This window comes from Deltaproteobacteria bacterium (genome assembly GCA_016219225.1).
Taxonomy (GTDB): Bacteria; Desulfobacterota; RBG-13-43-22; order RBG-13-43-22; family RBG-13-43-22; genus RBG-13-43-22.
Genome location: JACRBX010000335.1, coordinates 1 through 14049, shown reverse-complemented (window position 1 = coordinate 14049; position 14049 = coordinate 1). Strand labels below are relative to the sequence as shown.

Genomic DNA, 14049 nt, shown 5'->3' with positions numbered 1-14049 from the left:
ATCTTTAAGTCAAATTTATGGTTCTTTCTGATTGATCACCTCCCAGGCACTCAGACTTTGAACATTTTCGGGACTAATGGTTTGTTTTTCCAATATTCGGGATCATGGGAAGGAACGACTTCTGCTCCCATGAATTTCATGGCTTTAAAAATGTAGAGCCCCTGGGTGGACTGCGGAATATCCCAAGCCAGACCCGGGGGAATGGCGTCCCACATATTTTCCAGTGTATACATAGCATCAGCAGCGATGACCAGGTTTTTTCCACTGCTTTGTTTCACTAACAAAGACTGATGGCCGGGGGTATGCCCCGGGGTTGGAAAGGCAACTACCGTCTGATCCCCGAAAACATCAAGGACCCCATCAATGGGTTTTATATTTAATTCATTCATGACCTTGAAGTCATCTGGAATATAGGCGGACTTATTCCCTGTGGCCACGGCGGCTTTAATGGTTTCCAGTTCTTTTTTTTGGAAGTAGAGGGGGACATCGGTCCCTTTAAAATTATCAATAGCTCCGGCATGGTCCAGATGACCATGGCTGAGGATGGCACACTTGATCTTCTTGGGGGTAAGTCCCAGTTTCTTTATTTGTAACTGAAATTCCTCATAATCTTTCATAACAGGGGTATAGGCCTTTACTACGGCCTCACTCCAATAGCCAACCGGATCTTTGGCTACCATAGCGTTGTTTCCCGTATCAAAGGCCACCCACTGATCGGCATGCTTGATAAGGAAAAAGGTCACCGGAATATCAAAGGGAGTACCAATACGCGTATCTTTCAGTAAATATTGAGTTTGGGTTTTTAAAATTCCACAAACAAAGGCATAGGCCTTTACCTCGGCTGTTTTATTGGTCGTTTTTGCCGCCAGGGCCTCTAATCCTCCAAGTTTGGATGCACCCAGAAAAGCGGCCGTGCCCCCACAGATTTTAAAGAAATCTCGCCTTGTTACACTCATTTATTACCCTCCTTCTTAATGTGATCAGTTTGGAGCGGTTTTACACAATTCGTCCCCTTTTCAACCCCAACCCTCCTTTCCTTAATGAATTTTTCTCCGAAGCAACTCTTTATTATCAAGGCGTCTCCTTTAAAAGCAAATTGCGGGCCAAAAATTTTTTATTGAAATTACAAGATGTTAAAAAAAACAAGCTGGCCCATTTATTGCTAAAATGCATAAATTAGGAAAATAAAAAATTTTATGATAGTATTTTTTAATAATGTTAATTAGTTAAAAAAATTGCAAAAATGCAATTGTTTGCAAAAATGCATAACTCAACTTCTCTTTATCCCGTAGAGATGCATTTTTCTGGAAATAGTGGATTGATTAACCCCCAGAGACCGGGCCACTTCTTGAAGGGTTTTATGATTTTGTAAGGCTTCCTCGATGATTTTTCTTTCATAATCGGCCAAGGCCCCTTTTAGATTACGATTGGTCGGGATCAAAGCCAATGGGGAGGAATTCTTTTTCAAAACCAGTGAGGCGTCTTCTAAGGTAATGGATTTCTTGTCGCTCATCACGACCAGGCCTTCGACGATATGGATCAATTCCCGTATATTGCCGGGAAAAGAATAAAGAGACAGGTATTCGTATAATTCGGAAGAAATGGTTTTTTTAGGTTCCAAAGACTTATTGAATTTTTTTAAAAAATGATTGATTAAGGGGACAATATCTTCCTGGCGCTCCCTTAAAGGCGGTATGGGTAAGGGGAGCGTGCTCAATCGAAAGAAAAGGTCTTTTCTGAACAGGCCATTTTCGGTCATGGAAAGCAGATCACGATTGGTGGCCGCTATCAGCCGGAAATCGATTTGCTTGGCTTTGGTGCTGCCCAGACGGGTAATCTCTTTATCTTCAATCGCCCCCAGGATTTTTACCTGGAGATATAAAGGCAGTTCGGCAATCTCATCCAGATAAACAGTCCCCCCATGGGCGATTTCCAAAAGGCCGGCCTTGCCTTCCCCCCTGGCTCCGGTGAAGGCCCCTTTTTCATAACCGAAGAGTTCGCTTTCCAGGAGGTTTTCCGGAATAGCCCCGCAGTTGATTTTTACAAAACTGTTCTCTTTTCTGGGACTGGCCTGATGAATAAAGCGGGCCAACAAATCCTTACCCACACCCGATTCCCCGGTCAAAAGTACGGCCGAATCCACCCGGGCCATTTTCAAGGCTTTTTGAACTACCAGCCGCATGGCCGGACTTTTAATGACCAGTTCCTGCTCGGCCTGGATCAGGTATTCCTGTTCGATCAGTTGATCCTGGTATCTCCGGGTGAGTTGTTTACTCTCCTCCAATTCGATTTTGAGCTGGTTCAACTCGGTCAGATCCCGGACGTTGGTTACCACCCGGGTGATATGATCCGAGTAATCAAAGATGGGGTTTCCGGTGACCATAACCGTTTTTCCCCCTTTAATATTTTGCATAATCGTTTTAGGCCGTCGTTCTTTAATGACGTCCAGGGTAACCGAGGGGTCAAAAAACCCTTCGGCCACTAATTCCTGGGTCTTCTTACCGATCAATTCTACTCTCCGAAGGCCGGTGATCCGTTCATAGGCCTGGTTCACCCGCAGGGTTTTGGATTCCCCGTCGGTAATATAGAGGCCGTCGTAAGAGGATTCGATAATGGCGTCCAGTTCCTTATTGAGTCTTTTGAATGACTCCAGCTCCGAGCTGACCTTTTCATATTCGGAGATATCCTGAAAGATGCTCATTACCCCTTTAACCTGGCCTTCAAAAATAATGGGGGTGCGGTTGGCGATAATGGTTGAATTCCCGATCAATATTTTTTTGGCGATTTGGGGGACCCCGGTTCGAATGATTTCCTGCATGTCCCGCCACGGTCCGGGATTGATCGTTCGGATGGGCTGATGGGTCAGATCTTTTTTCTGGATCCTCAAGACCTTTCGGGCGGCTTCATTGTAGATTTGAATCATCCCCTTTTCATCCACAATGACGATCCCGCTATAGGCCATATCAAAAAGAGGGCTTAACTGTTTTAAATAGACCAGCCACCCTTCTTCTTTATTTTTTTTTGTTTCCATAGAAATTATCCCTGGCTAAAGTCTTGAAGCCATTCAGTCAAAGGTGAACATGAAGAGGTCGAATGTCGAATAAAGAATGTCAAAGGAAGGCAAGGTACAGGGTTCAAGGTTTTCCCCTTGCAACTTGAAACTTGCATCTTGCAACTCTATTCTCTAACTGACCCCCGATCCCTGATCCCTGATCCCTGAATGCTATTTTCTTACTAAAAGGTTGGGGGATGGTTAACCCACAAGATAATGGTTTCCCTGTCGCTTCGATTATGAAATTCATGCCCGATATCGGAATGCAGGTAAAAACTGTCCCCTTCTTTTAAATGAAAAGTTTCTCCATTATAGGCCAGGTCGAGTTCCCCCTTGATGAGGTACCCAAATTCCTCCCCGTCATGGTGGTAGGCCCCTTTGGAACTACCCCCCGGTCCTACGACGGCCAGCCGGGCATCTATTTTTTTTGTACCGGGATTGGGGACCAGGATTTCAATGGTCGTTTTGGATTTGGGAAATTTAAAGATCTCCCGTTCGTTATTTCGAACAACGATCTTTTCTTCATAATTGGTCCGGAAAAAATCAACGATGGTAATGTCCAGGGTATTCGCGATTTTTTTTAAGGTGGAAATAGAGGGATCGGTCTTTCCGCTTTCCAGTTGGCAAATATAAGCCGGGGTACAATTGATTTTTTCGGCCAATTTTTTCTGGGTGAGGTTTTTCTTGAGCCTCAATTGTTTTAATTTTTTTCCAAGTTCGGTCATAAAAATTAACTATCAGTTAACTGTTAAAAATTTTCTGTTCTTATTTTTTTCACCCATGATATAAATTTACCAATAAAATTTCAATATTTTTTTCTTGACAAAAAAAAGGGTCTTTTGGTAAAGGATCATATTATTAACTAATACTTAATAGCAAGCAGAGCAGCGTCAGGCCTTCTCCTCAAAGCCCTGATCGGTTTATCATCATAGAAAGAGGCCGTCCATGAATTACCCCTTGGGTAGGTAAGAGGTCGAACCATGGAACAAGCTTTTGCCGTCTTTAATAATCCCTCTTTAAATGGCCTCATTAGGATCGCCCTCGATCCGTTGTTGATTGCTTTTCCTTTTTCTCTTCGGATTATCTTAACGTATCTTAACCGATTCGTCGCCTCAAATTATGTAAGGGATTGTCCGTATTTTGCTCTATGAGGCCTAGAGAAATAAATAGAGCCCTTAATAACGAAAGAGAAAGAAAGAATGGGTCTGGAACTTTTTGATTTAACCGGAAAGGTGGCCATGGTCACCGGCAGCACAAAAGGGTTGGGGGAAACAGTGGCCATGGCCCTGGCCAAGGCCGGAGCGGCGGTGGCGGTGTGCGGCCGGAATCCGGCCGATTTGGAAAGGGTTTCGGGGGCCATCATGGCCTTAGGCCGAAATTCTGCCGGATTTCACCTGGATGTCACCTCCAGGGAAAAGGTCCATCAAGGGGTGAAAGAAATCCTCGATACCTTTGGCCGGGTGGATATCCTGGTTAATAATGCCGGGACCAACTACCGGGTGCCGGTCCTCGAATATCCGGAGGATCAATGGGATCTGATTATCAATACCAACCTCAAGGGCTACTATCTGGTCGCCCAGGCCGTTGTCCCCCAGATGATTGAGCGGGGCTATGGGAAGGTCATCAATGTCAGTTCCATTGCCGGTCAGATCGCCTTGATCAACCTCATGGCCTATGCCTCTTCAAAAGGAGGGGTTAATCAGATGACCCGGGTCATGGCCCTGGAATGGGCCAAGCTGGGGGTGCGGGTGAATGCCATTGCTCCCACCTATTTTGAAACCGAAATGGTCCAACAGATCCGGAATGATCCGGAAAGGATGAAATTTATTAATGAGCGGACCCCCATGGGCCGTTTCGGCAAACTGCCGGAATTGGAAGGGCTGGTGATTTTCCTGGCTGCCCCGGCCTCCGACTTCATCACCGGCCAGGTTATCTGTATTGATGGCGGCTGGACCGCTTGTTAGATTTGAAAGGCAAAAATTGAAAGCGATTTACGAAAAAAGACCCTGGTTAAGACTCTATCCCGAGTGGGTCCCGGCCGATCTGGAGATTCCGAATCAGACGGCCCTGGATGATTTTGAAAACGCGGCTAATCAAAGTCCGGGAAAACCGGCCATCTATTATTTTGACCGCGTCATTACTTACCGGGAATTGAATGCCTTTTCCAACCGTCTGGCCTGGGCCTTATCCGATTGGGGAATAAAAAAGGGGGACCGTATCATGGTGGTCCTTCAAAATATTCCTCAATTTCCGATCTCCTTATATGGCGCCTGGAAAACGGGGGCCATCGTAGTGCCTCTCAACCCCATGTACAAAGAGAAAGAGCTTCGTTATTTTTGTCAGGACTCCGGGGCCAGGATTCTGATCATTCAGGATGATGTAGCCGCGGGGCTTGATCTGGGATTCCTCAAAGAAACCTCCATTGAGAAGGTGATCACCACCTCTCCTCTGGATTTGTTGATCCACCCGGATGAACCGCCGGTTTTACTCAAAGGGTTTAAGAAAATTACTCTTCCAGGAACCCTGGATTTAATGGAGGTAACTGCACCATATAAGGAGGAACGATTAAAGCAGCCCGATCTTTCTCCAGCGGATATCGCTTATCTAACCTATACCTCGGGCACAACCGGTCCTCCCAAAGGGGCCATGAACACCCATGGGAATATCGTTTTTAATGCCCGGATTTATCAAATCTTTATGCAAATGGGCGACGAGGATGTCATTTTGGGTGCGGCGCCGTTGTTTCATGTTACCGGTGAGATCGGCCATTTGGCCAATGCCGCCCTGGTCGGTTGTCCGATTATTCTCTATTACCGTTTCGACGCCGGAGAGACCCTGCGAATGATCGAGCGATGGAAGGCCACCATGACCATTGCCGCCATAACGGTTTATATCGCCTTGATGAACCACCCCGACATCCATAAACGGGATCTTTCCTCTTTAAAAAAAGCGTACAGCGGCGGGGCTCCGGTCTCGGCTGCTGTGGTCGATCAGTTTAAGGCTTTGACGGGCCTTGTGATCCACAATGCCTATGGAATGACTGAAACCACTTCGCCCTCCCATTTGGTGCCTTTGGGTATGCCGACCCCCGTGGATCCGGAAAGCGGGGCCTTGTCCGTGGGTCTGCCTGTTTCCAATACGGTAGTGAAAATCATGGATCTGGAAAGTGGTACCAGGGAATTGCCCCCTGACGATACCGGGGAGATCGTGGATTTTGGTCCCATGGTCGTTCCCGGCTATTGGCAAAAATCTGAAGAAACCCGGCATGCCATCCGGGAAGGCTGGCTTTATACCGGCGATGTGGGCAAGATGGATGAGGCCGGCTGGTTTTACCTGGTGGATCGTAAAAAAGATCTCATCGTCGCCTCGGGGTATAAGGTCTGGCCCCGGGACGTGGAAGATGTCATTTATCAGCATCCGGCTGTCAAAGAGACGGCCGTGATCGGGGTGCCCGATCCTTACCGTGGAGAGACCGTCAAAGCCTTTGTAACCCTGAAGCCCGGCAGGGAACACTCCGTTACTCCGGAGGAAATCATTGCCTTTTGCAAAGAGCGGATGGCGGCCTACAAATACCCCCGGCAAGTGGAATTGGTTTCGGAGATTCCAAAGACCTTGACCGGAAAATTATTGCGCCGGGACCTGCGGGAAAAGGAAATCGCGGATCGTCGGGATCCGACTCATAAAAATCCTTAGAGATAAAGGGGGCGTCATGGAAAAAAAGGAACTGGATCGTCGGGATTTTTTAAAATGGATTGGTACGGGGACCCTGGTCGCCGGGGCCGGTGCCCTGGGGTCGGGCGTGATGGTCCCGACCGGGTTGTGGGCCGCACCTCCACAGATCAAGGGGCCTATCAAGGTCGGTTACCAGGCCGTTATTTCCGGGCCTTTGGCCGGTTATGGTGAATTCCACAAGATGGGGGCGACGATGGCCGTTGAGGAAATCAATCAGAAAGGGGGTATTGCCGGGATAAAGGCAGAAATGGAATTTCGTGATTCCACCTTGAAACCGGATGATGCTATTAAAAACGCCCGCTATTTTGTGGACAGTTGGGGTGCCGATTATCTGGCGGGGATAGATTCCTCCGGACAGGTCCTGGCCCTGGCCCCGGTCGTTGAAAAATTAGACAAGGTCCTCATGGTGACCCATGCCGCTACGGAAAAACTCACCGAAGAATGGGTTTACAAAAAAGGGGTTAAACAGATCTTCCGTATTTGTAACTCCACTTACCACGATGGTAATGCCGCTGCCTTTATCGCCAAAGATTTGCCGGCCATGAAATGGGCTACCATCGCCCCGAAATATGAGTACGGGTTTACCTGCTGGAAGATGTTCCAGGATATGCTGAAAAAATTAAAACCCGGGGTATCGTTTATTGCCGAATCCTGGGCCCCCTTCGGCACCACCGATTTCCGGTCCCATATCAATACCATCATGGATGCCAAGCCTGACGGCCTCTATAGTACCGAATGGGCCGGTGAATTAATCAGCTTTGTCAAACAGGCCAAACAGGCAGGACTTTTCGACAAAATAAAACACATCATGATCCCTATGGGTGCGGCTATGGACGCCCTGGAGGGATTAGGGCCGGAATACCCGGACAATATCTGGGCCTCTGCCCGCTACTTCTTCCTCTATCCCAACAACAAGACCAATAATGATTTTGTAGCTCGCTTCCGAAAACGCTGGAATCACTATCCGGCCTACGTTTCGGAAACCGGTTATTCGGCTATTTTCACCTTAAAGGCCGCGGTGGAAAAAGCCGGGTCCAAAGATACTAAACCCCTGATCCAGGCCCTGGAAGGGATGGAGATAGACACGCCGGCCGGACATCGGGTATTCCGCAAGGAAGACCACCAGGCGATATACGATGTTCCCTGGGGAAAACTGAAGAGCGACCCCAAATATCCGTTCAAAATTTTAGGGGAACAAAAGGTTATTCCGGCAAAAAGCTATTATCACCGCCCTCCTTTTGAGGGACCGGGAACCGAGCCGCCTTTTGAAAAATAAAAGCACCCAAAATTTCGAATATCGAATGTCGAATGTTGAAGTTCATTTGGGACAATCACCCTCGCCTGTCATCAAGAAGGGGGCCAATCGAGGGGGGGCTGTGCTACTTCATGATTCGAAATTCGATGTTCGAAATTCGATATTCTTTTTTTCAGCTTAGGGGGTTCTCCGAACTCTAAAAATATGCTACAATCCATCGTCCATGTCTGCCTGGCCGGTTTATCCACCGGCATGTTCATCTGGCTGGTAGCCAGCGGCCTGAGCTTGATTTTCGGCGTTCTGGGGGTGCTTAATTTTGCCCATGGCAGTTTTTATATGCTGGGGGCCTATTTTTGTTTCACGGTCTTAAAATATCTGGGTTCCAACTTTTGGCTTGGCCTTCTTATCGGCCCTTGGTGTGTCTGTCTGGTCGGATTTTTGGTGGAGCGTTTTTTCCTGCGTTATGTCTATCACCTGGCTTTGCCCTACCAGCTCCTGTTGACTTTTGCCTTTGTCCTCATTTTTGATAATCTGGTCAAGATCGTCTGGGGGGCAGGCTCTATCAGCCCTCCGGGGCTGGCCGGCCTCGGGGAATCCATTTCTATTCTGGGAAGAAATTTCCCCATCTATAATCTTTTTATTATTATGGTCGGTCCTCTGGTAGCCCTGGGTCTCTGGCTGGTCATAGAGAGGACCTGGTGGGGGAGAATCATCCGGGCCGCTTCTTCCGACCGGGAGATGGCCGCGGCCATCGGTGTCCGGGTGCCGGCCCTTTTTACCTCGGTATTTATTTTCGGGACCTGGCTGGGCGCTGTGGGGGGTGGCTTGGCGGTCCCTTATGTGGGTATTATGACCTCCGGCATGGGTGAGGCCATAATTATCGAAGCCTTCATTGTGGCCGTCATCGGGGGGTTAGGGAGTTTGAAAGGGGCCTTTGTGGGCGCCTTGATTATAGGGGTCCTCTCGGCCTTTGGGACGCGTTTTTTCCCGGCCTTTGACATGTTCCTGACCTTTATCCTTATGGCGGTAATTCTGCTCTGGAAACCTCATGGGTTGTTTGGAGGGAAAAAATAGATGAGAAAAGCCCGGCCATCTTTAATCATCCTTCTGATCCTCCTTTGCTTGGTCGGGATCGGTTTATTCTCCGGCCGGTTCATTACTTACCTGACTATCCGGGTCATGCTTTTAGGCATTTATGCCTTGGGTTATAATCTGCTTTTGGGGCGTACCGGTCTCCTTTCTTTCGGGCACGGGGCCTTTTATGCCGCCGGTGCCTACGGTCTGGGTTTTTTTTCTCTCCATCTCTCCAATCATCCGCTGTTTGGAATCCTGGCCGGGGTGCTGACTGCCGCTTTCTTGGCCCTGATCATCGGTTTTTTTTGTGTTCGACACACCGAAATCTATTTCGCCATGCTGACCCTGGCCTTTGGGATGATGGTCTTTTCCCTGATCTGGAATGCCCGGGATTTTACCGGGGGAGATGACGGGCTGGTAGGCATCATGCGGGACCCCGTTTCGTTCTTCGGTTTGATTAAGTTGCCTATTAACACGGACAACCAATATTATTTCCTGGTATTGGCGCTGTTTATCTTAGCAGCCTGGATTATTTACCGTATCCGGGTATCCCCTTTTGGGCTGGCCCTGGCAGGTATACGCGAAAACGCCAATCGGAGCGAGTTTGCCGGGGTTTCCATTAAAAATTATCGTTTGGCGGTATTCGTCATCAGCGGGGCCTTTGCCGGTTTGGCCGGTTCCCTGGAGACGCTCCTGGAAAGCAACGCCCGTCCCTTTATGGCCCATTGGAGCCATTCGGCCGAACCGATCCTGGTCAGCCTTCTGGGCGGATTGCAGAGTTTTGCCGGACCGCTGGTCGGCAGCCTTTTTTTCGTAGCCATGCGGGAACTCATTCAACGATTCACCGAAAATTGGATGCTTTGGTTCGGGGTGGTTCTCCTGGTGATTATAATGGGATTTCGGGGGGGCGTGGTGGGCGTCATTCAGGGTCTGGTCTCCCCTTCCCTGAGAAACAGGAATAGGTAACCCATGGGTTCCGTCATCCTGGAAATCAAAAAATTGTCCAATTTTTTCGGTATGATCTGTACTGCCAAAGAGCTTGATTTGAGGATCGAAGCCGGTGTCCTGACTTCTATTATTGGTCCCAATGGGGCCGGCAAATCCACATTGATCAATCTGATCACCGGTAATTTACCGGTTCAAAATGGTATGATCCTCTTCAAGGGTCAGGATATTACCCATCTTCCCATTCATAAAAGGGTTGGGTTGGGAATATGCCGATCTTTTCAAGTCGTCAATATCTTTCCCGAGTTGACTGTTTTTGAAAATCTGATGATTCCGGTTTTAACCATGGCCGGCAGATCCCGTAGCCTTTTTGGGAAGATTTCCAGGGAGAAATCATGCGCCCGGGAAGCGGAAACCATTTTAGGAAAGGTGGGGTTAACAAGACAGCGGGAAACGGTTGCCAATGCCCTTTCCCATGGGGATCAACGGCTCCTGGAAGTCGGGGTAGCTCTGGCGGTTCACCCCACCCTGCTTTTCCTCGATGAACCAACCGCCGGCATGAATCCGGTGGAACGGGTACAACTCCTGACCAATATCCGGCAACTTTCTCGGGACGGCCGGACGACCTTTGTTCTGGTTGAACACGACATGGATATTGTTTTTTCCCTCTCTGAGCGGGTCATTGTCCTTCACCGGGGAGAAGTTCTGGGAGACGGATGTCCGGAGGAAATAAAGCAAAACGAACGGGTCAGGGAAGTGTATTTGGGAAATTCAGTCACCGAATAAGTTGATTGCGGATTTCGGAATGCGGAGTGTGGGAATTTAGCAAGAAAATAAAGTTCGGGGTTTAGAGTTCGGAGTTCGGAAAATACATTTTAATAATCCTCAACCCTCATAGAGGGTTCCACCAAACATTGAACAGTTTTTTCAAACGATAGTGGAGCAATACTGAGGCCCGAATGAATGGTTCACTATGTTATTAAACGTCTCCAACATCGACACCTATTACGGCACCAGTCATATCCTTCAGGGCGTGTCCTTTTCCGTGGCCGAAGGGGAAGTAGTGGCCCTCCTGGGACGGAACGGGGTAGGGAAGACCACTGCCCTCCGTTCCATCATCGGTCTGACCCCTCCCCGGAGGGGCTCTATCCAGTTCAACGGTAGGGAAATCCTGGGACAACCGGCTTATACCATAGCCCGTCAAGGGGTGGGTTACATGCCCGATGACCTGCGTATCTTTCCGGATCTAACCACGGAAGAAAATCTGGAAATAGCCAAAAAACTTTCCAAACGAAACGGATATTGGAACCGGGATCGGGTCCTGGATCTCTTTCCCAAATTGAAAGACCTGGTAAAAGCCAAAGGGATCAATCTTTCCGGCGGTGAAAAAAAGATGCTCGGTATTGGCAGGGCCTTGATGGCCAACCCCGCCTTACTTCTTTTGGATGAACCCTCGGAAGGATTGGCCCCCCTGGTAGTGGCCAATCTGATAGAGGTCTTAGACAGGATCCATAGGCAAGGAGTCACCATTCTCCTGGCGGATCAGAACCTGAAATTCTGCCGCCGGGTCTGCCATCGGGGCTACATCATTGAAAAAGGCCGGATCCAGTATGAGGGCAAAATGGAGGAAATCTGGAATAACGAAGAGATCATTCGCAAGTATCTGGTTGTTTAAGTTTTTCCCCTTCGCCAGAAAAAAGGCTATTTTTCAATGACCCGGATCGCATAAATAATACACCGCCTTCCATCAGAAAACGGCCTTCCCGGTCAGGGAAAGGTCGTAACCTCCCAAGCCTTTAACGGCTTTCTGAAAATCCGTTGATTGAATGACTGAGAACAGGGCCTGGATTTTTTCTTCCTCCCAATATTTTTCAGGAATCACCAGATCGTATTCTTCCTGAACCACGGGGATAAAGTCCAGATCCAGGGCCCGGGCCGCGGCATAAATCCCCAGGCCCACGTCGGCCCGACCGCTTAATACCGCCACGGCTACGGCCATGTGGGTGAATTCCTCCTCTTCGTAACCGCGAATAGGGGAGGGATCGAGGCCTAATTCTTTTAAACGAAAGTCCAAAAGGATGCGGGTCCCGGACCCGGCCTGGCGATTGATAAAGGTCAGATCCTTCCGGGCCAGATCTTCCAGGCCTTTTATCTTTTTCGGATTCCCTTTGGCCAGGATCAACCCTTGCTGCCGCAAGACCAGGTTGATCCCACGGACCGGCACCTCAGGGATCAATCGGCGGATAGTGCTGACATTATATTCCCCGGTTTCCGGATCAAGCAGATGCGATCCGGCCACATGCGCGATCCCCCGTTTGAGGGCCATCAGGCCTCCGGTACTGCCCACGTTGCTGGAGGTCAGTCGAAAATCCGGGAATTGCCTGGTTAAAAAATTGCCCAGGAGATCCAGGGTATTGTCATGGCTGCCGACAATGACTACCGTCCGGGACAGGACCGTTTCCTCCCGAAGGAGTTCGGCCTGGACCGACTCATCCACATGAATGCCTTCCGAATTCATGGGGATGCGGATGATCCCGTCTGCCCGGGTCAGGGAAGTAATGGTCCCGGCCCCCCGGGGTAAGGGGTTGGCAATGACCTTGTCTCCCACCTGACCCAGGTTGACCCGCAAAAACTCCTCCTGTCCTAACTTGGAAGGGAAGGAGCGGGCCGGAGAGACCGAAATTTTTTTCCGTTCCGGGGCGACGATCCCCTGCATCTTATAAAGCACGGGACGGGCGAATTGTTCAAAAGAGATGGTGGCCGAAACCGGATATCCCGGATTGCCGATTACCGGCTTGCCCTTAATAATTCCCAGGATGGTAGGCTTACCGGGCATGATGGTCACCCCGTGAACCAGAACCTTGCCCAGGTTTTCGATGGCCGACAAGCTGTAATCCTCACTGCCGGCCGAAGAACCGGCGTTGATGATGACCATCTGACAATCGGAGTCAACGGCCTTGCTCAGGGTTTCCTGGATATATTCCTTTTTGTCCTGGATAATGGGCCACCGTATGGTCTCTCCTCCGGATTCAGTCACTAACCCGGAAAGGATCAGGGTATTGTATTCCGGGACTTTTCCGGGGGGTAAGGGGCGCCCCGCCAGTTCTTCCCATTCGACCAGTTCGGACCCGGTAGGGATCATCACCACCTTAGGCCTCTGAACCACCCAGAGTTCAAAGACCCCTCCGGCAACCAAGGCCCCCAAATCATAGGCGGTGATGCGGTGTCCCTGCGGTAAAAGAAGTTCGGTAGCCACTAAATCTTCCCCCATCTTGCGCACATATTGCCAGGGATAGGCCGAGGCCTGAAGTTCAATCAAATTTTCTTCAATCTGCTGGATCTGTTCCACCATGACCACCGCATTGGTTTTTTCCGGCAAAGGATGACCGGTATTGATCCAAAAGGCCTCCTGGCCGATCCGAAACTGCCGGGGTTGGTCCACCGTGGTCCCAAAGGTATCCTCGGCCCGCAGGGCGATCCCGTCCATGGCGGCGGCATGGAAATTGGGGGAAGAAAAACAGGCAAAGACCGGCTCAGCCAGTATCCGCCCCAGACCTTCCGGGGTAGAGACCCGTTCCTTTTCCAGCATTCGGCCATAGTCCAGGCAGTTGAAAAATATCTCTTGAGCCTCCTGCAAGGGTTTCATGTGAAGATAGATTTTGCGTTTCATGCCCTTTTCCTCCCGGGAAATTTTTGAGATCGGGTAAAATTAAAATAGGACGCAGATTTTCGCCGATACCCGCAGATTCAAGAAACAAGCTCAAAGCGGAAATCTGAACCTGCATCTTGCAACTTGAAACTTTTTTCAAATTAAATCCTGGCAATCTGCGTCGATCTGCGTCCGAAAAGGAAATTCCTATACCATTGAACATAACGCACCTACGGTGCGGACTTTAGAGATCCTTGACATAACATAGATCACCACCACAAGGGCACTGAAGTTCTGGCATTCGGTGTTTAGACCTTGGGGAAGGTGGGAAGGACTCAACCA

General features: G+C 49.3%; 11 protein-coding genes. 7 read left to right on the top strand and 4 right to left on the bottom strand.

The window, feature by feature from the left end; genetic code table 11:
• Positions 1-50: 50 nt before the first annotated feature.
• The 3 genes from HY879_26860 to HY879_26850 form a co-directional block, all read right to left on the bottom strand.
• The gene (locus HY879_26860; protein MBI5606967.1) at positions 51-956 is read right to left on the bottom strand and encodes an MBL fold metallo-hydrolase; all 906 of its coding nucleotides are present in this window, start codon (positions 954-956) and stop codon (positions 51-53) included.
• Positions 957-1270: 314 nt separating this feature from the next.
• The gene (locus HY879_26855) at positions 1271-3031 is read right to left on the bottom strand and encodes a sigma 54-interacting transcriptional regulator (GenBank protein MBI5606966.1); all 1761 of its coding nucleotides are present in this window, start codon (positions 3029-3031) and stop codon (positions 1271-1273) included.
• Between the two features lie 203 nt (positions 3032-3234).
• On the bottom strand, positions 3235-3777 hold the full coding sequence (locus HY879_26850; GenBank protein ID MBI5606965.1) for a helix-turn-helix transcriptional regulator: 543 nt from the start codon (positions 3775-3777) through the stop codon (positions 3235-3237).
• A gap of 474 nt (positions 3778-4251) precedes the next feature.
• On the opposite strand from HY879_26850, the gene HY879_26845 reads away from it, so the two are divergent.
• From HY879_26845 to HY879_26815, 7 genes are all read left to right on the top strand, one after another.
• Complete coding sequence (locus HY879_26845; GenBank protein ID MBI5606964.1) at positions 4252-5016, top strand: glucose 1-dehydrogenase; 765 nt, start codon at positions 4252-4254, stop codon at positions 5014-5016.
• Positions 4994-6745, top strand: a complete 1752-nt coding sequence (locus HY879_26840; protein MBI5606963.1) for an AMP-binding protein — start codon at positions 4994-4996, stop codon at positions 6743-6745. The genes HY879_26845 and HY879_26840 overlap by 23 nt, the downstream gene beginning before the upstream one ends.
• A gap of 16 nt (positions 6746-6761) precedes the next feature.
• A complete protein-coding gene (locus HY879_26835; GenBank protein MBI5606962.1) occupies positions 6762-8060 on the top strand; it encodes an ABC transporter substrate-binding protein in 1299 nt (432 codons plus the stop codon).
• A gap of 183 nt (positions 8061-8243) precedes the next feature.
• Entirely contained in the window at positions 8244-9113 is an 870-nt protein-coding gene (locus HY879_26830; GenBank protein ID MBI5606961.1) for a branched-chain amino acid ABC transporter permease, read from the top strand.
• A complete protein-coding gene (locus HY879_26825) occupies positions 9114-10079 on the top strand; it encodes a branched-chain amino acid ABC transporter permease (protein ID MBI5606960.1) in 966 nt (321 codons plus the stop codon). It abuts the gene before it with no gap.
• A gap of 3 nt (positions 10080-10082) precedes the next feature.
• Positions 10083-10844, top strand: coding sequence for an ABC transporter ATP-binding protein (locus HY879_26820; GenBank protein ID MBI5606959.1), 762 nt, complete (start codon positions 10083-10085; stop codon positions 10842-10844).
• A 187-nt stretch (positions 10845-11031) separates the two neighbouring features.
• A complete protein-coding gene (locus HY879_26815; GenBank protein ID MBI5606958.1) occupies positions 11032-11733 on the top strand; it encodes an ABC transporter ATP-binding protein in 702 nt (233 codons plus the stop codon).
• A gap of 72 nt (positions 11734-11805) precedes the next feature.
• On the opposite strand, the gene HY879_26810 is transcribed toward HY879_26815, so the two are convergent.
• Positions 11806-13728, bottom strand: a complete 1923-nt coding sequence (locus HY879_26810) for a molybdopterin biosynthesis protein (protein MBI5606957.1) — start codon at positions 13726-13728, stop codon at positions 11806-11808.
• Positions 13729-14049 lie beyond the last annotated feature (321 nt).